This window comes from Rhizobium ecuadorense (assembly GCF_001187535.1).
GTDB lineage: Bacteria > Pseudomonadota > Alphaproteobacteria > Rhizobiales > Rhizobiaceae > Rhizobium > Rhizobium ecuadorense.
The window spans coordinates 205,007-229,339 of record NZ_LFIO01001790.1; the positions used below are offsets into that span (position 1 = coordinate 205,007).

Sequence of the window (24,333 nt, forward strand, 5' to 3'; positions counted from 1 at the left end):
ATTTTCCGCGTTATGATGCATCCATGACGAATCTGCTCTCCAATGCCGACGCCCGCCGGGTCTTCCTCGCCAAGCAGGGATTGAGCACGCCACCGAACCGCGCCCTGACCAAGGAGGGCCTGCTGCAGCTCATCCGTGAGCTGGGTTTCGTCCAGGTGGACAGCATCCAGACGGTCGAGCGGGCGCATCATCAGATCCTGTTTTCCCGCAACCAGACCTATCGGCGCGAGCACCTGACCGCGTTGCTCGAAAAGGACGGCGCGCTGTTCGAGCACTGGACGCATGACGCCTCGATCCTGCCGAGCGCTTTTTTCGTCTATTGGAAACACAAGTTCTGCCATCAGGAGAAGGTCATCGTCGAGCGCTGGCGCAAATGGCGCGGCGAGGGGTTCGAGGCCGCATTCGACGAGACCTATCAGCGCGTAGAGCGCGACGGCGCGATCCTGGCGCGTGACATCAAGGCCGACGGCCATGTTTCCGGCGGCTGGTGGAACTGGCATCCGAACAAGACGGCGCTCGAATATTTCTGGCACACCGGCAAGTTCGCCATCGCCGGCCGCTCGAACTTCCAGAAGATCTATGATCTCACCGAGCGCGTCATTCCGACCGAGTTCCGCGAGCCGGAGGTGAGCCGCGAGGAATTTATCGACTGGGCCTGCCGCAGCGCTCTTAGCCGCCTCGGCTTTGCCACCCATGGCGAGATATCGGCCTTCTGGAGCCTCGTCTCGCCTGAAGAGGCCAAAACCTGGGTCGCCGCTCATCGCGACGAGCTGATCGAGGTGCTGATCGAACCGGCGCTCGGGGCCAAGCCGCGCCCCTCCTGGGCCTTTGCGGATTTCCTCTCGACGCTCGACAGCTACCCCGGCGCACCGCCGCGCATCCGCGTGCTCAGCCCCTTCGACCCGATGATCCGCGACCGCAACCGCACCGAACGCCTGTTCGGCTTCTTCTACCGCATCGAGATTTTCGTGCCCGAGCCGAAGCGCGAATATGGCTATTACGTCTTCCCGCTGCTCGAAGGCGACAGGCTGATCGGCCGCATCGACATGAAGGCGGACCGGAAGAAATCGACGCTCGATGTCAAGAGGCTCTGGCTGGAGCCCGGCGTGAAGGCTTCGGCGGGACGGCTGGAGCGGCTGGAGGCGGAACTCGACCGGGTGGCGCGGTTTGCGGGGGTGGAGAAGGTGGTGTTGATGGAGGGGTGGAGAGGGTAGTCTCTTCGCCGGAGATGTAGCGCCTTGTGGGAAAACCCCTCCCCACAAGGGGGAGGGGCTGCCGTGTGGCACCCGTCGCATTTCATTCCTGATGCTGCAGCATGTGGTCGCGTATTTTTGGGGGGCAGGGCTCGCCACGGGTTAGTCCCTCCCCCTTGTGGGGAGGGGTTGGAGAGGGGCCTTTCTCTCGCTGGGGAGAAAGAGGAAACCCTCAGCATATCTCCGTCTTGCTGATCTTGATCCCGAAACCTTCCAGCCCGACATAGTGGCGCTCGCGGCTGGTCAGCAATTTGATCGAGCTGACGCCGAGGTCCTTGAGGATTTGGGCGCCGAGGCCGATTTCCAGCCATTCGCTGTCGCGGCTCTGGGCTTCGGCATGGGCTTCGCGGCCCTGGTTGCGGGCCTTGCGGCCGTTGTCGTAATGGCCGACGCCGACCGAGCCCTCGCGCAGATAGACGATGACGCCGCGGCCTTCCTCGGAAATCTTCTGCATGTAGAAATCGACCGGGCTGTTCTTGCCGAACAGATCCTCGGCAACATTTTCCGGATGCAGGCGCACCGGGATGTCGACGCCGTCGCGGATGTCGCCGAAGACGACGGCGAGATGCTGCATCGGATCCCAGGGCAGGGCATAGGTATGGGCCTTGGCCTTGCCGAACGGGGTGTCGATGTCGAAGCTGGTGCCGTGCTCGACCAGCGTTTCCTTGCGCTGGCGATAAGCGATGAGATCGGCGACGGAGACGAGCTTCAGCCCGTGCTGCTCGGCGAAATCGACCACCTGCGGGCCGCGCGTGACGGTGCCGTCGTCATTGACCAGTTCCGAGATGACGCCGATCGGCGGCAGGCCGGCGAGCTTGCAGAGGTCGACGGCGGCTTCCGTATGGCCGGAGCGCATCAGCACGCCGCCTTCGCGCGAAACCAGCGGGAAGATGTGGCCGGGACGGACGAAATCGGCGGCGCCGACATTCGGATTGGCCAGGTTGCGCACCGTCAGCGTCCGGTCGTCGGCTGAGATGCCGGTCGTCGTGCCATGCTTGAAATCGACCGAGACGGTGAAGGCCGTCGTATGGGCCGAATCGTTTTCCGCCACCATGGCGTTGAGGTTGAGGCGTTTCGCCTCTTCCTTCGGCATCGGCGCGCAGACGATGCCTGAGGTGTGGCGCACGATGAAGGCCATCTTTTCAGGCGTCGTATGCACGGCGGCGACGATCAGGTCGCCCTCGTTTTCGCGGTCATTGTCGTCCATGACGACGACGATTTCGCCGGCCTCGAAGGCCCGGATGGCGTCGACGACGCGCTTCTGATCATAAGACATGGGGCGCTCCTATTTCAGACGGCCGGTCTGGCCGCGGTCGCGAAGATAATGGTCGGCGACGGCGCAGGCGACCATCGCTTCGCCGATCGGCACGGCGCGGATGCCGACGCAGGGGTCGTGCCGGCCCTTGGTGCGGATGTCGACATTCTTGCCGTCGGCATCGATCGACTGGCGTTCGGTCAGGATCGAAGAGGTCGGCTTGACGGCGAAACGCGCCACAACAGGCTGTCCGGTCGAGATGCCGCCAAGAATACCGCCGGCATTGTTAGAAAGGAAGATCGGCGTGCCGTCATTGCCCATGCGCATCTCGTCGGCATTGTCTTCGCCCGATGTTTCGGCGGCGGCAAAGCCATTGCCGATCTCAACACCCTTGACGGCGTTGATCGACATCAGCAGCGAGGCGATATCCTGGTCGAGCTTGGCGTAGATCGGCGCACCGAGGCCGGCCGGCACGCCTTCGGCGATCACTTCGACGACGGCGCCGATCGACGAGCCCGCCTTGCGGATGCCGTCGAGATATTCCTCCCAGACCGGCACGATCGCCGCGTCGGGGGAGAAGAACGGGTTCTGCCCGACCTGATCCCAATCCCAGTTGCGGCGGTCGATCTTGTGTTTGCCGATCTGCACCAGCGCGCCGCGCACGGTGACACCGGGAACGACCAGGCGGGCGATGCCGCCGGCGGCAACCCTTGCTGCGGTCTCGCGCGCCGAGGAGCGGCCGCCGCCGCGATAGTCGCGAATGCCGTATTTGAGATCATAGGTAAAATCGGCATGGCCGGGGCGGTATTGCCGGGCGATCTCGCCGTAATCCTTGGAGCGCTGGTCGGTGTTTTCGATCAGCATCGAGATCGGCGTGCCGGTTGTCGTCATCGTCTCGCCGTCGGCATCGAGCATGACGCCGGACAGTACCTTGACCAGATCGTCCTCGCGCCGCTGCGTGACGAAGCGGGATTGTCCGGGCTTGCGCTTGTCGAGCCAGACCTGCAGATCGGCGAGCGTGAAGCGCAGCCCTGGAGGGCAGCCGTCGACGACGCAGCCGAGCGCCGGCCCATGGCTTTCGCCCCAGGTGGTTACGCGGAAGAGGTGACCGAATGTATTGTGCGACATGTGTTCCCACGGTGGCGCGCCAAAGCCGGTCGCGCCATTGCTTGAAAAGGCGCGACACTCATAGGCCAAAAAGCCATCGAGGCAAAAGCCTTTCTTTGCGCCAAACCGGCGGCGGCGGAAATGCTGTTCCGTCCAGATCAAAGGAAGACGGTCAGGACGCCAGCCGCCATCCCGTTCCGGTGGCTTCGGTGGTGAAATCCTCGAAGGAGAGCGGCCGCGAGAAGGCATAGCCCTGCAGGATATCGCAGCCGAGATCGCGCAGCAGTTCGGCATGGGCTGCCGTCTCCACGCCTTCGGCCACCGTCTCGACGCCGAGCGAGCGGGCAATGTCGATGATCGAGCGGACCAGCGCCCGCTCCTGCGTGGCGCCGACGATCGGCTGCACCAGCTGGCGATCGATCTTCAGCCGCTTCGGCTTCAGCTTCAACAGGCTGACGATCGAGGTATGGCCGGTGCCGAAATCGTCGATCTCGATATCGATGCCGAGCGCCTTGATGCGCTCGAGATTGTGCGACGCGACATCCTCGCTCTCGTCGAGGAAGATCGATTCCACCAGTTCGAAAGAGATCTCGCCGGGGCGGATCTGCAGATCTGTAAGTGATTCCAGCAGGCTGCCGTCATGCAGCCGCCGCGCCGAGACATTGACCGAGACCTTCGGAACCGCAATCCCCAGCGCCGTCCAGCGCATCTTGTCGCGCAGCGCCGTTTCCAGCACGATCCGGTCGAGCATCTGCACGACATTGATCTCGTCGGCGATGCGCAAGAATTTGTCGGGGGTCAACAGCCCCTTGGCCGGATGGTTCCAGCGCACCAGCGCCTCCACGCCCGTCAGTTCCATCGTCCTGGCTGAGAATTGCGGCTGATACCAGGCGGTGAATTCGCCATTGTCGATGCCGGCGAGGATCTCGTCGGCGGTGCGTTTGGTGTTGATGATATCGGCCTGGAGATTGTGGTTGAAGAATTCGAAGCGGTTGCGGCCCATGCTCTTGGCGCGGTAGAGCGCGATATCGGCATTGATCAGCACCTTGCGCGCATCGACATGAATGCCGTTGGCAAGCGCCACGCCGATCGACACGCCGCAGCGGCAGGAAAAACCCTGGAAATCGATCGGCTGGCGCATCTCCTCGATGATCCGCGCCGAAAGCTCCGCCATCTCCGTGTCGCCGACATCGACGGCGAGGATGACGAATTCGTCGCCGCCGATGCGCGCCACGAGATCGCTGCCGCGGACATTCTTGGCGAGCACCTTCGAGGCATGCACCAGCATGGCATCGCCGGCGGCGTGGCCGAGCGTGTCGTTGATCTCCTTGAACCGGTCGAGGTCGATGTGCAGGATCGAGAATTTCTGCCGCTGCCGGCGGCCGTCATTCGTCAGCTCTTCGAGGGCGATGTCGAGCTTGCGGCGATTGGCGAGCGCGGTCAGTGGGTCGTGCAGCGAATTGTGCTCGATCCTGTTTTTGGCAAGCTCGAGTTCGATATTCTTGGCGACCGCCTCGTCCTTGGCAGCCTTCAGCCGGATCGTCATCAGCACGTCTTCGGTAGCATCGAAGGCGATGCCCATGATCTTCATCTCGCCGGTCCCCGTCTGGTGGACCTTGCCGACCGAGCGGACATAACGCACCGCGCCGTTATCGGCGATCACCCGGCAGACGAGGGTGTGGGTATCGCCGTTCTTCTTGAAGTGGCGCGCGCTTTCCAACGCCAGCCCCCGATCCTCGGGGTGGATGCAGCCGAGCCAGGTCTCCTCGGTCATGAAGCCGTTGCGCGGCGCCAGCCCGTAGAGTTCGTGCATACGCTCGTTCCAGAGCGAACCGCCGCGGTCGGGCCGCGCTTCCCAGATGCCGCATTGATAGGAATTGAGCGCCAGATCGAGCCGGCTCGACAGTTCGGCGAGCTGCCCCTCGCGGCTGGAAAGCTCTTCAAGCGCCAGCTCCAACTCGGCATTCTTGACCTCGCTCATGTCTTTCGCCTTGCGCAGCGTGTCGGTCGTTTCCGCATCGGCGGTCACGTCCCAGACGATGCCGATCGTCTTGCTGACGCCGCCGGCATCCGTGTAGAAGGCGCCGACCGAGCGCAGATGCCGGATGCCGCCATCGGCAAGCAGGATGCGGTATTGCGCCGTGCAGGCAGTGCCGGCGATGCTGCAGCTGAAGAAATGCACTTCGGCGATGTCGCGGTCCTCGGGCAGGATCGCTGCCAGCCATTCGTCGAGCGCCCGGCTGCCCTCCTGCGCCGGCTTGCCGTGCAGGGCTGCGGCGCGCGCATCCCAGAGCAGGCTGCTCGAATGATCCTGCAGTTCCCAGATGCCGATATTCGAGGATTTCAGCGCCAGATCGAGCCGCTGCGACAGTTCCTTGAGTTTCGTCTCGCGCGTCTCCAGCTCGGTGATGTTGCGATTGCGCTCGCCGAGCAGCAGGGTTGCGAAGAAGATCGGGATGATGATGATGCAGCCGGCGGCAAGGACGATCAGGCGCAGCTCGGTTCGGTTTTCCGGTATCGCGTTCCAGCCGCTGTTCGGGACGACGGAGAGTTCCCACTTGCCGCCGGCAAAGCCGATCTTCTGGCGCATCGGATCCTTGTCGTCGATCTCGGACGACCCGAAGAAGGGCGCTGTTGTCGCGGCCCTTGCCGGTGAGCCGATATCCCGCATGGCGATCGAAAGATGGTTGAGATGCGGAAAACGTTCCCGGTTCTCGCGGTCGCGCGCCGGCATCAGCCCGGTCGCCTCGTAGAACATCTGCTGGTCGATGACGAGCTCGACCGCCCCCCAGAGCCGCCGCTGGCCGTTCTCCTTGACGAAGACCGGGAAGAATATGGCAAAGCCGTCCCGGCCGTCGATGCTGACAGGGCCGTAGAAGCGGGCCGACTGATCGCCGGCCGCCGGCGTCATCGCCTGGCGTGAAAACAGCGTTGCGCGCACGTCGCGGCCGATCTGCTCATTGCCGGGTAGCCTGGGATAGACGTTGTCGATGATGAAATCCGGTGCGACGGCGATTTGAATGAAGGACGGGTTCTGGATCAGCAGCCAGTTGATCTGCCGCTCCATCTCCTCTCCGTTTGCGGCGCTGACGGAGATCAGATTGGTAAGGTCGCGGACCATGCTGAGATCCATGTTGATCTCAGCCATCACCCGGGCGCGGATGAGGTTCGCCTCGCTTTCGGTGCGGATATGAAGTTCGCGCACATAAGATTGAGTATTGGCCCGGTCGAGGCCGAAGCCGACCATGATGACGACAAGGGCGACAAGCGATGAAACCAGAAATGAGACGCGGGTATTCTTCAACACGCGCCGTAACTGCTTGTTGTCGCTCAGCCTGGATAGCAAAATGAAACCCTCAGATTCCGGGTAACTGTAGGGCGAGGGGGTTAATTTACGATTGCCCGCAGGCGATGCCGACACGTCATGGGGAGGGAAAAGCCGCGGTTAACGCTTTGTCTTGATTATATTTAAAATCCTATTCATCAATTAGGCGGGAAAAGCCATTCTTACGGGCAATTTTCGCCATATTCAGGAGGCTATCTGTGGCCAGTCATATTCTCGTGCAGCGTTTCAAAAGGATTGTCGCCATGCGTTTCGTCGTCGCCACGCTTTTGGCAACAGCAAGTTTCCTGTCGCCGATGAGCGGTTTTGCCGAGAGCGCCGATGTCGAGGCGACGATCAAGAAGGTCGACACCGCCAATCTGGTGCTGACGCTTGATGACGGCAAGACCTATCAGGCGCCCGAGGAATTCAATTTCGATGGGCTGGCGGCCGGCGTGAAGGTGATTGTCTTCTACACCGAAGTCGACGGCAAGCGCGTCATCAACGATCTCGATATCGTCAAGTAGGGCGGGATTCAGAAGAATGGCTGGATGAGGTTTGCGCCTGTGGCTGCCCCTCACCCTAACCCTCTCCCCGTAAACGGGGCGAGGGGACGTGCCCTACGAGAGGTATGCGGAGGACCGAGAGGTTGCGACGTATCCCCTTCGCCCCGCCTGCGGGGGTCCGAAGGACGGGTCGAGACCCGTGGCTCGCCCCGGTGGTGCCGGCAGGCGGATGAGGGGCAGGCGGCGTTCGCTAATTAAGCACTATTTACAGCCAGACGATCGTCCGCTCGGCGGTGTCGATCCTGACGATCTGGTCCTGTGGGATTCCGCCTTCCGCGGCACTGCTTTTCGGCAGGTCGGCGATCATCTGGAACAGCGTGCGGATGACGCCGCCATGGGTGACGCAGACGGTCGGACGATCGACGGATTGCAGCCATGAGCCGGTGCGCCAGGAGAGGATCTCGTAGCTCTCCGCATCGTCGCCGGGCGGGATGAAATCCCATTTCGCGGCGTTGCGTTCGGCCACCCGCTCGCGCTGGGTCGCCTTCAGCTCCTTGAGCGTCGAGCCCTCCCAGTCGCCGAAGGAAATCTCCACCAGTCTCGGATCGGTGCGATAGGCACGCGGCGGCAGGCCCATGGCGGCGCGGACGATTTCCATCGTCGCGCGGGTGCGCTGGAGCGGGCTTGCGACGAAATCGAATTCGCCGACCCTGTCGCCCAGAATTTCACCAAGTGCCAGCCCGTTCTGCCGGGCCTGTTCCAGGCCCGTGGCATTCATCGGGATATCCTTCTGGCCTTGCAGGCGGCGCTCGGCATTCCAGTCGGTCTGACCGTGTCTGATCACGTAGATAAGCACGGGTCTCGACTCCGGAATGCTTTAGTCCTTGACGACCGAAATGTCGGGCGCGTCGACCGCTTTCATGCCGATGACATGATAGCCGCTGTCGGCATGGTGCACTTCGCCGGTGACGGAGCGCGACAGGTCCGACAGCAGATAGAGGCCGACATCGCCGACTTCCTCGATGGTGACGGTCCGGCGCAGCGGCGCGTTATATTCGTTCCACTTCAGAATGTAGCGGAAATCGCCGATGCCGGAGGCGGCGAGCGTCTTGATCGGGCCGGCCGAAACGGCGTTGACGCGGATGTTCTGCGGTCCGAGGTCGACGGCCAGATACTTGACGCTCGCTTCGAGCGCGGCCTTGGCGACGCCCATGACATTATAGTTCGGCATCACCTTTTCGGCGCCGTAATAGGTCAGCGTCAGCATGGCGCCGCCATCCGTCATCAGCTTCTCGGCGCGGCGTGCGACCGAGGTGAAGGAATAGACGGAGATCTGCATCGTCTTGGCGAAGTTGTCGGCCGAGGTGTCGACGTAACGGCCGGTCAGCTCGTCCTTGTCGGAGAAGCCGATCGCATGCACGAGGAAATCGATCTTGCCCCAGAGCTTTTCGACGTTTGCGAAAACCTCGTCGATGGTGGCTTCGTCGGCAACGTCGCAATGGCCGACCAGCGTCGCGCCGATTTCGGCGGCGAGCGGCTCGACACGCTTCTTCAGCGCATCGCCCTGGTAGGTGAGCGCGACTTCTCCGCCCTGCGCATGAATGGCCTTGGCAATACCCCACGCAATCGAGCGATTGTTGGCGACACCCATGATGACGCCGCGTTTGCCTGCCATGAGGCCGGATGCTTGAGCCATATTTCGCTCCCTAGGAATTCTGATCGATCCTGCCTATGGCATAGGCCGCTAATCGGTTCAAGCTTGGCCTGGATCATCAACTGTTAGGTATCGTAACAAAGGGTGCGAAAGTCATAAATATTTCACAGGAACAGGCCTTCGCGCATGCTCCGCATGAGATCGGTGACTTTGTCGTCGGGCTTTTCCCACAGGATAATGCGCAATTCGACGACCAGATCGCCTCTGCCGCCGTCTTCGCGGGGCAATCCCTGGCCGGGGATTTTGATTGTCTTGTCCGAGCCCGACCATGCGGGGACCGTAATGGCGAGCGGCCCGCTCGGTCCCTCGATGCGCGCCTCGGTGCCGAGAACGGCATTTTCGATGCTGAGCGGCAGCACGGCGTGCAGATCGAAACCATCGACCGTGAAGCGCGGATCGGGCGCGATGCGAATATTGATGACGGCGTCGCCGCGTTGCATGCCCGGCAGCTTGAAGCCTTGCCCCTTGAGCCGCAGTTCGTGGCCATCCCTGGTGCCGGCCGGCAATGCGAAGCCGATCTCGCGGCCCTCCGGCAGTGACGCGGTGATCCAGCCGCTCTTCAGCACGTCGTCGATCGTCACCGTCGCCGTCGCCACCTCATCCGGTGCTTTTTCCAGGCCCGTATCCTTGGCGCCGGTGAAACGACGCACCAGGGATGTCAGGATGCTGAGCGGCAGCGGCAGGTTGGCGCCGGCATTGCCTGCGATCTCGCCGGCCTCCTCGTCGCCCCTGGTGTCGGCCTCGGCGGCATCGCCGTCCACGCGCCGGCCGGCCTCGCCCGCCTGTTGGTTCTGGGCCTGTTGATTTTGGGCCTGCTGGTATTGCCCCTGCTGCGCGCGACCTTGCGCCTGGCCGCCGCCGGCAGCGCGGGCCTGGGCGCCGAAAATACGCTCGACCATTTCGTCGGCGGGCTCGGCTGCTCCTGCCTGTTGTCTGGAGCTCTCCGCAGCAGCCTTCTGGGCGGCGCGCGCAAGCTCTTCCATCACCCGCTCGGCATTGGCCTGCGCCGCCTTGGCGCGCACGGCAGCCTCGCGCGCGGCGTGGCGCTGCTGCATGATCGTCTGTTCCTGCTTCTTGGTTTCCGCCATCCGCATGGCATTGTCGAACAGGCTGCGTTTGCGCGGGTCCTTCAACGTTTCATAGGCGCGGCCGATCTCGGCGAACCGGGCCGTCGCCGTCGGGTCGCCCTGATTGTGGTCGGGATGGACCGATTTGGCCATGTTGCGCCAGGCCGCCTTGATCTCGTCTGCCGCCGCGTCGCGTTTGACGCCCAGAATTTTATAAGGATCGCGCATGTCAAACCGCCGGTGTTGCGATGCGGGAAGCCACGTCCTTGCCCGGCATCCCGAAATTCCAAAATCAAAGCCAATATCAACTCGTGACGCGCCATCCCGCCGCAACGGCATGGACAGCCACTCTCAACCCCGATCGTGCGCGGGAGTTGCTAATCACTTCTTATTTCTATGGAGAGATGTGGAGTGTTTTGCGCCGAATGGTTAGCTCTTTGCTAAGCATTCGGCAGAGAGCCGTCAGGCGTTAACCTGTCGGGCCGGATCGGCTTCCAATCAGCTTTCCGGCTGGAAATTAACTTTCCGGCTGGAAGCTCAAAAGCTGCCAGTTGCCGCCGCCGACCAGGCAGGTCTTGCCGTAGAATTTGGCGATGCCGACATAGGAATGCCGGGTCGTGCGGAACTGGCGGCAGACCTGGCCCGATTCGTTGTTCTCGACGATCGTATCGATGACGCCGGCACTGCCCGTCGACGCGTTCGCCCAGGGAAGCGGCTGGCCCTCGAGCCTTTGCACATCGGCCGAGGTCACGGCATTGCGCACGGTCATCTCGTCCGACAGCGTATCGGTGCTCGGCGGCGTCTGAGGCACGGTGCCGGTTGCCACCGACCGATCGACCTTGGCTTCACTCAGAAAATCCATGCCGCCTGCCAGGCAGCCGGAAAGCGAAAGCATGGCAACGCCGATGACGAAGAACGCGCAGCTGCGTTGCCGCAGGCCCTTTGTATGGCGATATGACTTTGCTATGACTTCCACCCTGCATCCTGTCCAGTTATCAAAAGCTGGGCGAGTTTTGAATAATCCGGGGCATTTGAACCAATATGTCGGCAAACGAGTTAACAAGCGGTGACTTTACCGAAAGTGGCGAACCCTTCAAGCTCTTTGCCGAATGGCTTGGAGAAGCGGAGGCTTCAGAACCCAATGACCCGAATGCCGTGGCGCTGGCAACGGTCGATGAGGATGGTCTTCCCAATGTCCGCATGGTTCTCCTGAAGGGATTCGACGAAGACGGTTTTGTCTTCTACACCAATTTCGAGAGCCAGAAAGGCCGCGAAATCTTGGGGCAGAAGAAAGCTGCCATGTGTTTCCACTGGAAAAGCCTGCGCCGCCAGGTCAGGCTGCGCGGCCCGGTCGAGATCGTTACCGATGCCGAAGCCGATGCCTATTTCAAGACGCGGGCCCGCGGCAGCCGCATCGGCGCCTGGGCATCGAAACAATCCCGCCCGCTCGAAAGCCGATTCGCGCTTGAAAAGGCGGTGGCCGAATATACCGCCCGTTATGCCATCGGCGAAATTCCGCGCCCCGCCCACTGGTCGGGCTTCCGCATCCGGCCGACCTCGATCGAATTCTGGAAGGACCAGAACTTCCGCCTGCATGACCGCATCGAGTTTCGCCGGCCCTTGCCCGAAGGCGCGTGGGACAAGGTCCGGATGTATCCGTAAGCGGCTCTATTTGCCCATCAGCTTCAGCGGAATGCCGGAGGCAAGGGCTGAGACGTAGCGTCGCTTCTGGTAGAAGCCGTTCAGCGAAATGCGGCTGAGATAGCCGGTTTTCCCAGCCACCGGCAGGCCCGGCTGGGTGGTGACCGCAAGCTCGAAGCCGAGATTGCGGGCAATCGCCGCCTCGCGCCCGGTCGCCGCCTCCGGCGTGCCGTAGGGATAGGCGATCGTCCTGGGACGGATGCCAGTCACCGCCTCGACGTAATCGGCCGAAACCTGCATCTCGATCCGCGCTTCGGCTTCCGGCAGGCGGGCCAGCGCCCGGTGGCTGATCGTATGGGCGCCGAGTGTGGCGAGCGGGTGGGTCGCAAGCCATTGCAACTGACTAGGCCCCATCACCAGTTCGCGGGTGATATCGGTCGGCTCGATGCCGTTTTCCCGCGCCAGCATGTCGATTGCGGCAACGGCGCGTGCCTCGTCGGATCGGTGGATATACCAGGCGAACCGGTCGAAGGCATTCCATTGCTGCTGCGGATCGTCGAGCGCCAGGCGCTCGCTGCCGCCGCCGAAATCGAAGCGGAGTTCGCTTGATCGGCGCAGGAGCACGGCGAGCGTCTCCCACCAGATGCTGTGAGAGCCCTCGGCAAAACCCTTGGCGACGAACACTGTGAACGGCGCCCGATGCTGTTCGAACACCGGCAGCGCGTGCTCCAGATTGTTGATGTAGCCGTCGTCGAGCGTGAAGGCGGCAAACGGCCTTCCACCTTCGGGCTCGGCCAGCAGCGCCGACACCTGATCGAGCGGCACGAAGCGATAGCCCTCCCGCCGCAGCCGCCGCAGCGCCGTATCGAGGAAGCCGGGGGTGATTTCGAGATGCGCATTCGGTTCGAAAGCCTCCGGCACGTGCGGGCGGACATGGTGCAGCGTGAAGACGACGCCGCGCCCACGCGCCTCGCGCATCAGCCCGGCGGCGGCGATCAGCCAGGAAAGCTCGAGCCCGGCACCGATCGCTGTGCGTTTTGCCAGTCGCTTGAATTGTCCCGCCATGCGCCGTCCGTTGCTTTTTTTCGGAAACTAGCAAGCGCGGCTTAAGCCTTGCTGAATCCCGATTTCGCACGGGTCTTTTCATTTCCTGTTAACCAAGGCGATGAAAAGACTAGAAAAATGATAGGAGTTGCCTCAAAGTCGCGCCAAACTTGCCGCTTCTGTCACATTACGGCACAAAGGCCGATCCATTGCGAGCCGACGCATCAAGGGGAACTGCATGAGAACGCTTCTGGCGGCTGTTTTGACCGCAACGCTGGCCGTTTCGGCGCCTCTTGCGGCCTGGGCCGGCAGCGCTTCATTGATCCTCGATGCCCGCACCGGCAAGGTTCTCGCCGCCGAAAACGCCGATACGCTGAACCATCCGGCCTCGCTGACCAAGATGATGACGCTCTATCTCACCTTCGAGGCGCTGAAGCGCGGCAAGATCGCCTGGGAAACGCCGATCAAGATGTCGAAATACGCCGCTTCCCGGCCGCCGACCAAGCTCGGCGTCAAGGCCGGCGGCACGATCACCGTGCGCGAGGCGGTCTACGGCATGATCATCAAATCCGCCAATGATGCCGCCTCCGCCATGGGCGAGACGCTCGGCGGTTCGGAAAGCGGTTTTGCCCGGATGATGACCGCCAAGGCCCGCCAGCTCGGGATGAGCCGCACCGTTTTCGTCAACGCCTCCGGCCTGCCGGACGGCCGTCAGGTTACGACGGCGCGCGATATGTCGACGCTCGCCATCGCGCTGATGAAGAATTATCCGAACGAATACCGGCTGTTTTCGGCGGCAAGCTTCAATTTCCGTGGCCGCAACGTGCGCGGCCACAATAATCTCATGTACCGCTACCAGGGCATGGACGGCATCAAGACCGGTTACACCAACGCCTCCGGCTTCAATCTCGTCAGCGCCGTCAAGGACGGCAACCGCCGCGTCGTCGGCGTCGTCCTCGGCGGCCGCACCGCCCGCAGCCGCGACGCCAAGATGGCCGGTCTGCTCGACCGCTATCTCGGCCGTGCCTCCTCTTCCGGCGGCGCCAAGCTGGTGGCGAGCGTCGGCGCCAGGGAGCCTGTCGAAGTCGCCTCCGCCGCCGATGATTCCGATGTTCCGGTGCCGCTGAGCGCCCCACGCCCAACCGACGATCTTGCCGCAAAGAGCCTGGCCTATGCCGATGACGCCGTCGTGCCGCTGGACCGTCCGGTCGCGATGGACGAGATCCTGAACGCCGGCAAGGCGCCGAAAATGTCGGCTGATAAGACCGCTGGTGACTGGCAGATCCAGATTTCGGCCGCCCCGAGCGCCGATGCCGCGCGTGCGCTTCTCGCCCAGGCGAAGTCGGAAGGCGGCGCGCCGCTCGTCTCCGCCTCGCCCTATACCGAGGCGGTCGGCACGGGCGCCAACAAGATCTATCGCGCCCGCTTCGTCGGCTTCGCCAGCAAGGATGCCGCCGTCTCCGCCTGCGATGCGCTGAAGCAGCGCTCCTACGACTGCATGCTGCTGCCGGACCACGGCTGATCGCCGCAGCAATTCAAAGTGTTACAGCGTCCTTTGCGCGTCTGAAAAGACGCGCTGCGCTGTAAGACAATCGACCTGGACAAGCATCGGGAATCAGCGTCTCTTCCATAAACAAAAGGAGAACACCGATGTTGCGTCGTCTTGCCGACCAGTTCGAAATCTCATCCGCCACCTATGCCGCGGCCAACGGCATCGAGCGTGACCCCGACTGGTTTCTCTTGAAGCTGCAGGAGGAGGTGGGTGAACTCACCCAGGCCTGGAACCGGGTCACCGGCCGCGGACGCCGCAGGGATCGAACGCCGGAAGAACTCCACCGCGATCTCGCCGACGAAACCGCTGACCTGCTTGGCCACATCCTGCTCTTTGCCCGCCGCAACGATATCGATCTTGCCGCGGCGATCGAACGGAAGTGGCGGTTCGAGCCGGCGGAAGTGTCGACGAGCTGAGGCATGTCGGCCGCCCGCGTCAGCCGACCTTATGCCGATAAAACTTGGTGTCCACCGCCATCAGCGGGAAGGCGCGGGGCAGGGTGGTTTTGGCGATCTCGGTAAAGCCGTTCTTCTCGTAGAAGCGGTGGGCGGCGACGAACTTGTCCGTGGTACCGAGGAAGATTTCGGTGAGGCCGGCATCCCTGGCGTGGGAAAACATGCGGTCGAGCAGCAGCGCCGCCACGCCATGTTCATGGCCGCGAACCTTCGCGGCGACGAACATCTTGCGCAGCGCCGCCTGATTGTTGCCGATATCCTTCAAACCAAGCGTGCCAACGATGGCGCCGTCCTTGACGGCGACCCAGAATTCTCCCTTGCCGGACTGGTAGAAATCCGGGATGACCCTCAGATCGGGCTGCGCATCGGCAGTGATGTCGATGCCGAACTCTTCGCGCTGGATCGGCAGGATCACCGAAAGCACGGCATCGGCGTCGCCTTCCGCAAAACGCCTGATCTCGACCTCCGCCATCACAGGCTCCTTTCGCCTCAGGTCTGCGTACCGCCGACCGTCACCTGATCCATGCGCAGATGCGGCTGGCCGACGCCGACCGGAACCCATTGGCCGCCCTTGCCGCAATTGCCGATGCCGGTATCGAGCTTCATGTCGTTGCCGATCATCGATACACGCTTCATCGCATCCGGGCCGTTGCCGATCAGCATGGCGCCCTTGATCGGCGCGCCGACCTTGCCGTTCTCGATCAGATAGGCCTCGGTGCAGCCGAAGACGAACTTGCCGGAGGTGATATCCACCTGGCCGCCGCCGAAGGAAACGGCATAGATGCCCTTCTTCACCGAGGCGATGATCTCTTCGGGCGTCTTGTCGCCGCCGAGCATATAGGTGTTGGTCATGCGCGGCATCGGCACATGCGCATAACCCTGGCGGCGGCCGTTGCCGGTGGGCGCCATGCCCATCAGCCGGGCGTTCTGCCGGTCCTGCATATAGCCGACCAGCTTGCCGTTCTCGATCAGCACGTTATAGCCCGACGGCGTGCCCTCGTCATCGATGGTGATCGAGCCGCGGCGGTTGTCGATCGTGCCGTCGTCGACGACGGTCACGCCAGGGGCGGCGACCATCTGGCCGAGAAGGCCTGAAAAAGCCGACGTCTTCTTGCGGTTGAAATCGCCTTCCAGTCCGTGGCCGACGGCCTCGTGCAGCATCACCCCCGGCCAGCCGGAGCCGAGAACGACGTCCATCGTGCCCGCCGGCGCATCGATCGCTTCGAGGTTGACCAGCGCCTGGCGCAGCGCCTCGTCGGCGCCGTATTGCCAGCTGCCCTCGGCGATGAAGTCGCCGAAGCCGATCCGTCCGCCGCTGCCGTAGGAGCCGCTTTCCTGCCGGTCGCCTTCGCCGACCATCACCGAGATATTGATGCGCGTCATCGGCCTGATGTCGCGCACGCGATGCCCGTCGGCGCGCAGGATGTCGACCACCTGCCAGCTTGCCGCGACCGAGGCCGTCACCTGCCGCACCTTGTCGTTCTTGCCCCTGAGATAGGCGTCGATGTCCTGCAGGAGCTTGACCTTTTCCTCGAAGCTCGGCTGGCCGATCGGGTTCTGGTCGCCGTAGAATTTCTTGTTGGTGCCTTGCGGGGCCGCCGCATAGGAGCCGGAATAGCCGCGCGTCACTGCGCCCACAGCATCCGCCGCCCGCTTCAGCGCCGCCACCGAGAGATCGCCGGCATGGGCAAAACCGACCGCTTCGCCGGCAACGGCGCGTAAGCCGAATCCCTGCTCGGTGTTGAAGCTGCCGCCCTTCAGCCGGCCATTGTCGAAGGTCAGCGCTTCGGCCTGCGCATGCTCGATAAACAGCTCGCCGTCATCGGCGCCGGCGAGCGCCTCGGCGACCAGACCACGCATCGTGGCTTCGTCGGCATCGAATAGCGTCAGGAGATCGGTGGTCATGGTCTTGCTCCAATGGGCATGCGTTTGGGAATGCGCTTACGCATCTAGATAGGGCTCCCAATGATAAGGAGTGAAGCCCTGCTGTCGAATTTTCTTTGTGGGAGAGGTTATCTTGGCCTCGTGCGACACCGTCCGGTTCGTGCGGATGCTGCCCCTCACCCTAACCCTCTCCCCGTAAACGGGGCGAGGGGACGTGCCCTGCGAGAGGTATGCGAGGGACGGAGAGGTCGCGGCTATCCCCTTCGCCCCGCGCGCGGGGAGAAGGTGCCGGCAGGCGGATGAGGGGCGGACCCGCGACAGGCCGCGAGCTGCCCTTACGGCAGCGCGTCAAAACCCTCAGCGAAGCCCTTGAGGTCGACGGGGATGCCGATGCCTTCTTCCGGCGTCTGGAAGACGATGAAGGTTGCCTGGGCGCCGCTGCGGAAGGTCTTCAGCAGCTCGTCCTCGAGCACGACCTCGGCATAACAGCCATCGGCGAAGCAGCGCACGAAATAGGCGCGGCCGATATCCTTGCCGTCGACATTGAGGCCGAGGCCGTTCGGCAGGAGCACGCCGAGCGGCGCCAGCACGCGCAGAATCTTCGACTTGCGGTCGGCCGTCTTCAACACGACAACGGAAAGCCCGACTTCCGGCCGGTCCTCGGCGATGACGTTCTGCATCAGCGCGCATTGTTCGGTCGAGGCACCTGCCGGCTTGTCGCAGACGACGGACCACGCGCCATGATTGGATTTCACCGTGCCCGGCGCCTGCGGTTGGGTCTGGCCGGGTGTCGCCTGGATATTGGGATTGGCCGCACTCGGCTGCTGCGGTGCCGTAGTGGGAGCAGGGGCAGGGGCTGGGGCGGCAGCCGGCGGCTTGGCCTGGGCCGGCGTGGGTTGCTGCTGTGCGAAAACAGGCGTCGTCGCTGCGGCCGCGATGCTGACAGTCACGAGAAGCGACTGCGCGAGGGAACGGAAACCCATGGAAACCTCTGGATATCGAATCATTTGCGGCTATTGTTGAAGCTGCCCACCAAAAATGAAAAGCCCCACCCCGTGAAAACCGGGGGACTGCGGCGGAAATTGGACCTTTCGGCAAGAATGTGCGGCGCGCGGATTGGCCGGAAAGCCGATTTTTCATATGCTGATGAAAAACTTGGGATGTTTTGCCCTTCCGGCCTGCCTATGCTTTCAGCAAAAATGCCGCATAGACAATTGCTCTGACCTGTTGCGGCAAATGCCAAACTGTGGTTTGAAGCGCTGAAGATGGCAAGGATTCTGCGTTCTATGCTGCAGGTCAAGCGCTCGAGGGAGATAATAAGGTGATGAAGAAGGCTTATGCAGCCCTGACCACGCTGGTCTGTCTGCTTTTTGCTTCCGGCACATATGCCGACCAGCCAACGCCGTGGCAGGCAACGCTGCAGCCGGCGGCAACGCCGATCATGCGGGAGATCCACTGGTTCGAACAATATACCCTGTGGTTTATCGTTCCGATCACGCTCTTCGTTCTGGTGCTGCTCATCGTCGTCTGCGTCAAGTTCCGCGCCAGCGCGAACCCGGTTCCCTCGAAGACGAGCCACAACACGCTGATCGAGATTGCCTGGACCGTGGGGCCGGTCCTGGTGCTGCTTCTTCTCGCCATTCCCTCGTTCAACCTGCTGACGGCGCAGCTGACGCTGCCCGAAAACCCCGACGTGACGATCAAGGCGACCGCCACCCAGTGGCAGTGGAACTATGAATATGAAGGTTCGGGCGACAGCCCACTGGCTTTCGACAGCTATCTCTTGAAGGATCAGGACCGCGCCGCCGCCGGCAAGGAAGACAAGTCGGTCTATCCCAGGCTTCTGGCCGTCGACAACGAACTGGTGCTGCCTGTCAACAAGACGGTCCGCGTTCTCGTGACCTCCGCCCCGACCGACGTCATCCACGCTTTCGCCATGCCGTCCTTCGGCGTCAAGATCGACGCTGTGCCGGGCCGCCTGAACGAGACCTGGTTCAAGGCCGAGCGCGAAGGCCTGTTCTATGGCCAGTGTTCCGAGCTCTGCGGCAAGGACCATGCGTTCATGCCGATCGCCATCCGCGTCGTCTCCGAGGACAAGTACAAGCAGTGGCTGACCGCAGCCGCCAGCGACCTGCCCGGCGCCTACAAGACACTCATGGCTGCAACCGATGGTCCCGCAAAGACCCTCGACGTCGCCGAAGCACAGTAATTAAGGGGATCGGGACAATGGCTGGACCTTCCGCTCACGACGATCATTCTCACGGTCATGCCCATGATGACCACGCCCATGATCATGACCACGATCACGGGCATGGGCACGGGCACAAGCCGAGCTTTGTCAATCGCTGGCTGTTCTCGACCAACCACAAGGACATCGGCACGCTCTATCTGATCTTCGCGATCATTGCCGGCATCATCGGCGGCGCGCTGTCGGTGGCCATGCGCATGGAGCTGCAGGAGCCTGGCATCCAGATCTTCCACGGCCTGGCCTCGATGGTCTACGGCTATGAGGGCGATGCCGCGATCGACGGCGCCAAGCAGATGTTCAACATGTTCACCACGGCGCACGCGCTGATCATGATCTTCTTCATGGTCATGCCGGCGATGATCGGCGGTTTTGCCAACTGGATGGTGCCGATCATGATCGGCGCGCCCGACATGGCCTTCCCGCGCCTGAACAACATCTCCTTCTGGCTGATCGTTCCGGCCTTTGCGCTGCTCTTGCTGTCGATGTTCGTCGAGGGCCCGGCAGGCGCCTACGGCACCGGCGGCGGCTGGACGATGTATCCGCCGCTGGCGACCAGCGGCACGCCCGGCCCGGCGGTCGATCTGGCGATCTTCGCGCTGCACATTGCCGGCGCCTCGTCGATCCTCGGTGCGATCAACTTCATCACCACGATCCTCAACATGCGCGCTCCCGGCATGACGCTGCACAAGATGCCGCTGTTTGCCTGGTCGGTGCTGATCACCGCCTTCCTGCTCTTGCTGTCGCTGCCGGTTCTGGCAGGCGGCATCACCATGCTGCTCACCGACCGTAACTTCGGCACCTCCTTCTTCTCTCCGGAAGGCGGCGGCGACCCGATCCTCTACCAGCACCTGTTCTGGTTCTTCGGTCACCCCGAGGTCTACATCCTCATCCTGCCGGGCTTCGGCATGATCAGCCACATCATCTCGACCTTCTCGAAGAAGCCGATCTTCGGTTATCTCGGCATGGCCTACGCCATGGTCGCGATCGGTGCCGTCGGCTTCGTCGTCTGGGCCCACCACATGTACACGGTCGGCCTGTCGCTCGACGCGCAGCGCTACTTCGTCTTCGCGACGATGGTCATCGCCGTTCCGACCGGTGTGAAGATCTTCTCCTGGATCGCGACGATGTGGGGCGGCTCGATCTCGTTCCGCACGCCGATGCTCTGGGCGATCGGCTTCATCTTCCTGTTCACGGTCGGCGGCGTCACCGGCGTCCAGCTCGCCAATGCCGGTCTCGACCGCTCGCTGCATGACACCTATTACGTCGTGGCCCACTTCCACTACGTTCTGTCGCTCGGCGCCGTCTTCGCGATCTTCGCCGGCTGGTACTACTGGTTCCCGAAGATGACCGGCTACATGTACAACGAGTTTGTCGGCAAGCTGCATTTCTGGGTCATGTTCATCGGCGTCAACCTGGTGTTCTTCCCGCAGCATTTCCTCGGTCTCGCCGGCATGCCGCGCCGCTACATCGACTATCCTGATGCTTTTGCCGGCTGGAACTATGTTTCCTCGATCGGCTCCTACATCTCGGCCTTCGGTGTGCTGATCTTCCTCTTCGGCGTCTTCGAAGCCCTGGCCAAGAAGCGCGTCGCCGGCGATAATCCGTGGGGTGAGGGTGCAACGACGCTCGAATGGCAGCTGCCTTCGCCGCCGCCCTATCACCAGTGGGAACAGCTTCCGCGCATCAAGTAATTGCGCGGGTGTCAGGACGCCGTATCGACTGCGGCGTCCTGATATTCTGACATTCGGGACGGAATGATGACGGTTATCGACAATCACGGGGTGCTTGCAAAGGACGGCGAATTGTCGGAAGCGAGTGCGCGCGATTATTTCGAATTGCTGAAGCCGCGGGTGATGTCGCTCGTGGTCTTCACCGCCTTTGCCGGCCTGGTGCTGGCACCGGGCCACATCCATCCCGTCCTCGGCCTGATCGCCATTCTCTGTATCGCCGTCGGTGCCGGCGCCTCCGGCGCGCTCAACATGTGGTATGACGCCGATATCGACGCCATCATGAGCCGCACCGCCAACCGTCCGATCCCGGCCGGCCGCATCGCGCCGTCGGAGGCGCTGGCCTTCGGCCTGGTGCTGTCGGGCTTCTCGGTCGTCATCCTCGGCCTTGCCGTCAACTGGCTCTCGGCCGGCATCCTCGCCTTCACCATTTTCTTCTATGCCGTCGTCTACACCATGTGGCTGAAGCGCTCGACGCCGCAGAACATCGTCATCGGCGGCGCCGCCGGCGCCTTCCCGCCGATGATCGGCTGGGCCTGCGTGACCAACAGCGTGACGATCGAAAGCACCGTGCTTTTCCTGATCATCTTCCTTTGGACGCCGGCGCATTTCTGGGCGCTGGCGCTGTTCAAGATGCGCGACTACGAGGCCGTCGGCGTGCCGATGCTGCCGAACGTTTCCGGCGAGCGGGTGACCAAGCATCAGATCGTCGCCTATGCGGTCCTGACTGCGATCTGCGCGGTCTTGCCCTCCTACCTCGGCTTCGCCAGCTTCGCCTACGGCCTCGTCGCCGCTGCGCTTGGCGCGATCTTCATCTACTGTTCCATCGCCGTCTGGCGCATGCCCGACGGCGATCTGAAGATGATCCCGGCAAAGAAGCTGTTCGCCTTCTCGATCTTCTACCTCTTTGCCGTGTTCTCCGCCCTGATGATCGACCGGTTGGCCTCGATCTTCGTTTCGCACGCTGGAGGCTGGTTCTGATGGATCTCGTCAAGCTCACCGAAAAGCAGATGAAGTCGCGCCGCAACCGCAACATCGCCCTCGGGCTGGTGCTCGCCGGCCTCGTCATTCTCTTCTATGCGATCACTATCGTGAAGATCGGCGGGGGAATGGCCGGATGAGCGAAAAGCCCGCCGCACCGAAAAAGCAGGGCCGCAACAACGGCGCCGTCGTGATGATGTGCCTGAGCTTCGTCTTCGGCATGGGCGCGATGAGCTATGCCGCCGTGCCGCTCTACCGTATCTTCTGCCAGGTGACCGGCTATAACGGCACGACGCAGCGCGTCGACCAGATGTCGAGCGTCGTGCTCGACCGGACGATGCGCGTCACTTTCGACGCCAATGTCGCGCCCGGCCTGCAATGGGACTTCAAGCCGGTCGAACGCGAGGTCAATCCGAAGATCGGCGAGACGATCCAAGTCCATTTCACCGCCGAGAATCGCTCGAACGAGACGCAGCGCGGCCAGGCGGTTTTCAATGTCACGCCGGGTGAAGCGGGCGTCTATTTCAACAAGGTGCAATGTTTCTGCTTTACGGAAACGGACCTGAAGCCGGGCGAAAAGCTCGGCATGCCGGTCGTGTTCTACATCGATCCGGAAATCGTCAAGGCCGTGGAATCGAAAGACATACATACGGTCACGCTGTCATATACGTTCTACCCGAAAGAGGGTCCGAAGCCGCTGGCTTCGAATGAGGGTGGAGCGGAAAAGAGTGAAAAGAAACTTTGATCAAGGCTCGTTTCCGGCTATGCCGGGAGCGGAGTGAAGGAAGACATCCGGGGATAGCTACATGGCCGATGCTCATCAGAAGAATCACGACTATCACATCATCGATCCGAGCCCGTGGCCGATTCTCGCCTCGCTCGGCGCCTTCATCATGGCGATCGGTGGCGTCTGCTACATGCGTTACCTGAACGGCGGCTCGTTCAAGGTCGCCGGCGCCGAACTCGCCAATCCCTGGCTGTTCTATATCGGCTTCGCGCTGGTTCTCTACGTTATGTACGGCTGGTGGGCCGATACGGTGAAGGAAGCCCATGAGGGCGCCCATACCCGCGTCGTTTCGCTGCACCTGCGCTACGGCATGATCATGTTCATCGCTTCGGAAGTGATGTTCTTCGTCGCCTGGTTCTGGGCCTATTTCGATGCCAGCCTCTATCCGAACGAGGCGATCCAGGCGTCGCGCCTGCTTTATACCGGCGGCACCTGGCCGCCGAAGGGCATCGAAGTCCTCGATCCCTGGCACCTGCCGATCTACAACACCGTCATCCTGCTGCTCTCCGGCACGACGGTCACCTGGGCGCACCATGCGCTGCTGCACAACGACCGCAAGGGCCTGGTCCAGGGCCTGGTTCTGACGGTGCTGCTTGGCATTTTCTTCTCCAGCGTCCAGGCCTATGAATATGCCCACGCGCCCTTCGCCTTCAAGAATTCGATCTACGGCGCGACCTTCTTCATGGCGACCGGCTTCCACGGTTTCCACGTCCTCGTCGGCACGATCTTCTTGGCTGTCTGCCTGATCCGGGCGCTGCGCGGCGACTTCACCCCGAAACAGCATTTCGGCTTCGAAGCCGCCGCCTGGTACTGGCACTTCGTCGACGTCGTCTGGCTGTTCCTGTTCTTCTGCATCTACGTCTGGGGCGGCTGGGGCGCCCCTGTCGCGGCCGGCTGATTGCAGCGATTTTCAAGGAAAAGGCGGGCCGGGTGCCCGCCTTTTTTGTATGGCGGACGTCTACTTGGTTTGTCCGGTTTGCGCGGAAAGCTGCCCCTCACCCTAACCCTCTCCCCGTAAAACGGGGAGAGGGGACGTGCCTTGCGAGAGGTAGGAGGGCAACCGAGAGGTTGCGGCATATCCCCTTCGCCCCGTTTACGGGGAGAGCGACTGTCTTCGTTGTCAAGCGTTTTGCCATGGTCGTCCGTCCCTGATGATGGCATTGAGGATGGTGAGCAGCTTGCGCATGGTGGCGACGATTGCGACGATCTTGGGCTTGCCGGCCGCGACCAGGCGGTCGCGGAAGGCCTTGAGGTCGGGGTTGTAGCGGCTGGCGACGAGGGCGGCCATGAACAGCACGGCCCGCACTTTGCCGCGCCCGCCGCCGATGAAGCTCTTGCCCTTCCACTTCCCCGATTGCCGCGTCCAAGGAGCAAGCCCTGCCAGTGAAGCGATCTGGCGACGGTCGAGGCTGCCGAGTTCGGGCAGCTCGGCCAGCAGCGTCCGCGCCGTTGTCGGCCCGACACCCGGCACCGAGGTCAAAAGCGTCTCGCGCACCCGCCAGACCGGCGATTTGCGGATATGGCTGTCGAGATCGGCATCGAGATTCTCAAGCTCGCGGCGCAAGGCTGTCAGCAAGCGCTTGATGCTCTTCTGCGCCTGTTTGGCCAGCGCCATGCGCAACCGGTTCTCCTCGGCAACGACCATCTGGACGATCTGTCGCCGGCGGGCAATGAGCTCGGACAGGGTCTGTGTCTCGGCATCGCGCAACGGCCGGATGGCCGGCTTCGTCGCCAGGAGGAAGGCAGCGATGACGGCCGCATCGATCGGATCGGTCTTGGCCCTGCGGCCG

The 24,333-nt window shown here is 62.6% G+C and carries 23 protein-coding genes; 11 read left to right on the top strand and 12 right to left on the bottom strand.

Annotated elements, in window-relative coordinates; genetic code table 11:
* The first annotated feature begins 23 nt into the window (after positions 1 to 23).
* A complete protein-coding gene (locus AF337_RS37020) occupies positions 24 to 1,214 on the top strand; it encodes a winged helix-turn-helix domain-containing protein (protein WP_049736020.1) in 1,191 nt (396 codons plus the stop codon).
* Between the two features lie 211 nt (positions 1,215 to 1,425).
* Here the strand turns inward: AF337_RS37020 and ribB are convergent, their stop codons facing one another.
* From ribB to AF337_RS37035, 3 genes are all read right to left on the bottom strand, one after another.
* Positions 1,426 to 2,529 (bottom strand): 3,4-dihydroxy-2-butanone-4-phosphate synthase, encoded by a 1,104-nt coding sequence (gene ribB, locus AF337_RS37025; protein WP_049736021.1) that lies wholly within the window; start codon positions 2,527 to 2,529, stop codon positions 1,426 to 1,428.
* 9 nt (positions 2,530 to 2,538) lie between these two features.
* Positions 2,539 to 3,636, bottom strand: a complete 1,098-nt coding sequence (gene aroC, locus AF337_RS37030; protein WP_049736050.1) for a chorismate synthase — start codon at positions 3,634 to 3,636, stop codon at positions 2,539 to 2,541.
* A 151-nt stretch (positions 3,637 to 3,787) separates the two neighbouring features.
* Positions 3,788 to 6,961 carry a bifunctional diguanylate cyclase/phosphodiesterase gene (locus AF337_RS37035; protein WP_049736022.1) on the bottom strand — a complete coding sequence of 1,058 codons (3,174 nt, stop codon included), beginning with the start codon at positions 6,959 to 6,961 and terminating at the stop codon, positions 3,788 to 3,790.
* A 242-nt stretch (positions 6,962 to 7,203) separates the two neighbouring features.
* Between AF337_RS37035 and AF337_RS37040 the strand changes: the two genes are divergently transcribed.
* On the top strand, positions 7,204 to 7,464 hold the full coding sequence (locus AF337_RS37040) for a DUF1344 domain-containing protein (protein ID WP_049736051.1): 261 nt from the start codon (positions 7,204 to 7,206) through the stop codon (positions 7,462 to 7,464).
* A 244-nt stretch (positions 7,465 to 7,708) separates the two neighbouring features.
* Here AF337_RS37040 and AF337_RS37045 read toward each other — a convergent pair whose 3' ends face one another.
* The 4 genes from AF337_RS37045 to AF337_RS37060 form a co-directional block, all read right to left on the bottom strand.
* Positions 7,709 to 8,299, bottom strand: coding sequence for a histidine phosphatase family protein (locus AF337_RS37045; protein ID WP_049736023.1), 591 nt, complete (start codon positions 8,297 to 8,299; stop codon positions 7,709 to 7,711).
* A 21-nt stretch (positions 8,300 to 8,320) separates the two neighbouring features.
* Positions 8,321 to 9,139: an enoyl-ACP reductase FabI gene (fabI, locus tag AF337_RS37050; RefSeq protein WP_049736024.1), complete on the bottom strand. Its 819-nt coding sequence runs from the start codon at positions 9,137 to 9,139 to the stop codon at positions 8,321 to 8,323.
* A 122-nt stretch (positions 9,140 to 9,261) separates the two neighbouring features.
* Entirely contained in the window at positions 9,262 to 10,452 is a 1,191-nt protein-coding gene (locus AF337_RS37055; RefSeq protein ID WP_049736025.1) for a J domain-containing protein, read from the bottom strand.
* Between the two features lie 289 nt (positions 10,453 to 10,741).
* Positions 10,742 to 11,200 (bottom strand): RT0821/Lpp0805 family surface protein, encoded by a 459-nt coding sequence (locus AF337_RS37060; RefSeq protein WP_049736026.1) that lies wholly within the window; start codon positions 11,198 to 11,200, stop codon positions 10,742 to 10,744.
* 65 nt (positions 11,201 to 11,265) lie between these two features.
* Here AF337_RS37060 and pdxH point away from each other — a divergent pair, with 65 nt between their 5' ends.
* Positions 11,266 to 11,886, top strand: coding sequence for a pyridoxamine 5'-phosphate oxidase (gene pdxH, locus AF337_RS37065; protein ID WP_003584693.1), 621 nt, complete (start codon positions 11,266 to 11,268; stop codon positions 11,884 to 11,886).
* 6 nt (positions 11,887 to 11,892) lie between these two features.
* On the opposite strand, the gene AF337_RS37070 is transcribed toward pdxH, so the two are convergent.
* The gene (locus AF337_RS37070; RefSeq protein ID WP_049736027.1) at positions 11,893 to 12,930 is read right to left on the bottom strand and encodes a polysaccharide deacetylase family protein; all 1,038 of its coding nucleotides are present in this window, start codon (positions 12,928 to 12,930) and stop codon (positions 11,893 to 11,895) included.
* A 217-nt stretch (positions 12,931 to 13,147) separates the two neighbouring features.
* Between AF337_RS37070 and AF337_RS37075 the strand changes: the two genes are divergently transcribed.
* Both AF337_RS37075 and AF337_RS37080 read left to right on the top strand, forming a co-directional pair.
* The gene (locus tag AF337_RS37075; RefSeq protein WP_049736028.1) at positions 13,148 to 14,431 is read left to right on the top strand and encodes a D-alanyl-D-alanine carboxypeptidase family protein; all 1,284 of its coding nucleotides are present in this window, start codon (positions 13,148 to 13,150) and stop codon (positions 14,429 to 14,431) included.
* Positions 14,432 to 14,559: 128 nt separating this feature from the next.
* A complete protein-coding gene (locus AF337_RS37080) occupies positions 14,560 to 14,877 on the top strand; it encodes a nucleoside triphosphate pyrophosphohydrolase family protein (protein WP_049736029.1) in 318 nt (105 codons plus the stop codon).
* A 19-nt stretch (positions 14,878 to 14,896) separates the two neighbouring features.
* Here the strand turns inward: AF337_RS37080 and AF337_RS37085 are convergent, their stop codons facing one another.
* The 3 genes from AF337_RS37085 to AF337_RS37095 form a co-directional block, all read right to left on the bottom strand.
* Positions 14,897 to 15,388 carry a GNAT family N-acetyltransferase gene (locus AF337_RS37085; protein WP_049736030.1) on the bottom strand — a complete coding sequence of 164 codons (492 nt, stop codon included), beginning with the start codon at positions 15,386 to 15,388 and terminating at the stop codon, positions 14,897 to 14,899.
* Positions 15,389 to 15,405: 17 nt separating this feature from the next.
* The gene (gene tldD, locus AF337_RS37090; RefSeq protein WP_049736031.1) at positions 15,406 to 16,821 is read right to left on the bottom strand and encodes a metalloprotease TldD; all 1,416 of its coding nucleotides are present in this window, start codon (positions 16,819 to 16,821) and stop codon (positions 15,406 to 15,408) included.
* Positions 16,822 to 17,135: 314 nt separating this feature from the next.
* Positions 17,136 to 17,807, bottom strand: coding sequence for an invasion associated locus B family protein (locus AF337_RS37095; RefSeq protein WP_184345065.1), 672 nt, complete (start codon positions 17,805 to 17,807; stop codon positions 17,136 to 17,138).
* 317 nt (positions 17,808 to 18,124) lie between these two features.
* On the opposite strand from AF337_RS37095, the gene coxB reads away from it, so the two are divergent.
* The 6 genes from coxB (at position 18,125) to AF337_RS37125 (ending at position 23,441) form a co-directional block, all read left to right on the top strand.
* Entirely contained in the window at positions 18,125 to 19,009 is an 885-nt protein-coding gene (gene coxB, locus AF337_RS37100; protein ID WP_049736033.1) for a cytochrome c oxidase subunit II, read from the top strand.
* 17 nt (positions 19,010 to 19,026) lie between these two features.
* Positions 19,027 to 20,739: a cytochrome c oxidase subunit I gene (ctaD, locus tag AF337_RS37105; protein ID WP_049736034.1), complete on the top strand. Its 1,713-nt coding sequence runs from the start codon at positions 19,027 to 19,029 to the stop codon at positions 20,737 to 20,739.
* A 66-nt stretch (positions 20,740 to 20,805) separates the two neighbouring features.
* Positions 20,806 to 21,756, top strand: coding sequence for a heme o synthase (locus tag AF337_RS37110; protein WP_049736052.1), 951 nt, complete (start codon positions 20,806 to 20,808; stop codon positions 21,754 to 21,756).
* Complete coding sequence (locus AF337_RS43915; RefSeq protein WP_003569857.1) at positions 21,756 to 21,896, top strand: hypothetical protein; 141 nt, start codon at positions 21,756 to 21,758, stop codon at positions 21,894 to 21,896. Before AF337_RS37110 ends, AF337_RS43915 begins: the two co-directional genes overlap by 1 nt.
* A complete protein-coding gene (locus AF337_RS37120; protein WP_049736035.1) occupies positions 21,893 to 22,501 on the top strand; it encodes a cytochrome c oxidase assembly protein in 609 nt (202 codons plus the stop codon). Before AF337_RS43915 ends, AF337_RS37120 begins: the two co-directional genes overlap by 4 nt.
* A 61-nt stretch (positions 22,502 to 22,562) precedes the next feature.
* Complete coding sequence (locus AF337_RS37125) at positions 22,563 to 23,441, top strand: cytochrome c oxidase subunit 3 (RefSeq protein ID WP_049736036.1); 879 nt, start codon at positions 22,563 to 22,565, stop codon at positions 23,439 to 23,441.
* Positions 23,442 to 23,663: 222 nt separating this feature from the next.
* On the opposite strand, the gene AF337_RS37130 is transcribed toward AF337_RS37125, so the two are convergent.
* Positions 23,664 to 24,333, bottom strand: a 670-nt coding sequence (locus AF337_RS37130) for an IS110 family RNA-guided transposase (protein ID WP_049730604.1), incomplete at its 5' end; no start/stop codon positions are given.

Excerpts from the sequence above, each read along its gene's own strand:
- AF337_RS37020 (WP_049736020.1), top strand. The coding sequence starts at position 24 with ATGACGAATCTGCTCTCCAATGCCGACGCCCGCCGGGTCTTCCTCGCC.
- ribB (WP_049736021.1), bottom strand. The coding sequence starts at position 2,529 with ATGTCTTATGATCAGAAGCGCGTCGTCGACGCCATCCGGGCCTTCGAG.
- aroC (WP_049736050.1), bottom strand. The coding sequence starts at position 3,636 with ATGTCGCACAATACATTCGGTCACCTCTTCCGCGTAACCACCTGGGGC.
- AF337_RS37040 (WP_049736051.1), top strand. The coding sequence starts at position 7,204 with ATGCGTTTCGTCGTCGCCACGCTTTTGGCAACAGCAAGTTTCCTGTCG.
- fabI (WP_049736024.1), bottom strand. The coding sequence starts at position 9,139 with ATGGCTCAAGCATCCGGCCTCATGGCAGGCAAACGCGGCGTCATCATG.
- AF337_RS37055 (WP_049736025.1), bottom strand. The coding sequence starts at position 10,452 with ATGCGCGATCCTTATAAAATTCTGGGCGTCAAACGCGACGCGGCGGCA.
- pdxH (WP_003584693.1), top strand. The coding sequence starts at position 11,266 with ATGTCGGCAAACGAGTTAACAAGCGGTGACTTTACCGAAAGTGGCGAA.
- AF337_RS37070 (WP_049736027.1), bottom strand. The coding sequence starts at position 12,930 with ATGGCGGGACAATTCAAGCGACTGGCAAAACGCACAGCGATCGGTGCC.
- AF337_RS37075 (WP_049736028.1), top strand. The coding sequence starts at position 13,148 with ATGAGAACGCTTCTGGCGGCTGTTTTGACCGCAACGCTGGCCGTTTCG.
- AF337_RS37080 (WP_049736029.1), top strand. The coding sequence starts at position 14,560 with ATGTTGCGTCGTCTTGCCGACCAGTTCGAAATCTCATCCGCCACCTAT.
- AF337_RS37085 (WP_049736030.1), bottom strand. The coding sequence starts at position 15,388 with ATGGCGGAGGTCGAGATCAGGCGTTTTGCGGAAGGCGACGCCGATGCC.
- tldD (WP_049736031.1), bottom strand. The coding sequence starts at position 16,821 with ATGACCACCGATCTCCTGACGCTATTCGATGCCGACGAAGCCACGATG.
- AF337_RS37095 (WP_184345065.1), bottom strand. The coding sequence starts at position 17,807 with ATGATTCGATATCCAGAGGTTTCCATGGGTTTCCGTTCCCTCGCGCAG.
- coxB (WP_049736033.1), top strand. The coding sequence starts at position 18,125 with ATGAAGAAGGCTTATGCAGCCCTGACCACGCTGGTCTGTCTGCTTTTT.
- ctaD (WP_049736034.1), top strand. The coding sequence starts at position 19,027 with ATGGCTGGACCTTCCGCTCACGACGATCATTCTCACGGTCATGCCCAT.
- AF337_RS37110 (WP_049736052.1), top strand. The coding sequence starts at position 20,806 with ATGACGGTTATCGACAATCACGGGGTGCTTGCAAAGGACGGCGAATTG.
- AF337_RS43915 (WP_003569857.1), top strand. The coding sequence starts at position 21,756 with ATGGATCTCGTCAAGCTCACCGAAAAGCAGATGAAGTCGCGCCGCAAC.
- AF337_RS37120 (WP_049736035.1), top strand. The coding sequence starts at position 21,893 with ATGAGCGAAAAGCCCGCCGCACCGAAAAAGCAGGGCCGCAACAACGGC.
- AF337_RS37125 (WP_049736036.1), top strand. The coding sequence starts at position 22,563 with ATGGCCGATGCTCATCAGAAGAATCACGACTATCACATCATCGATCCG.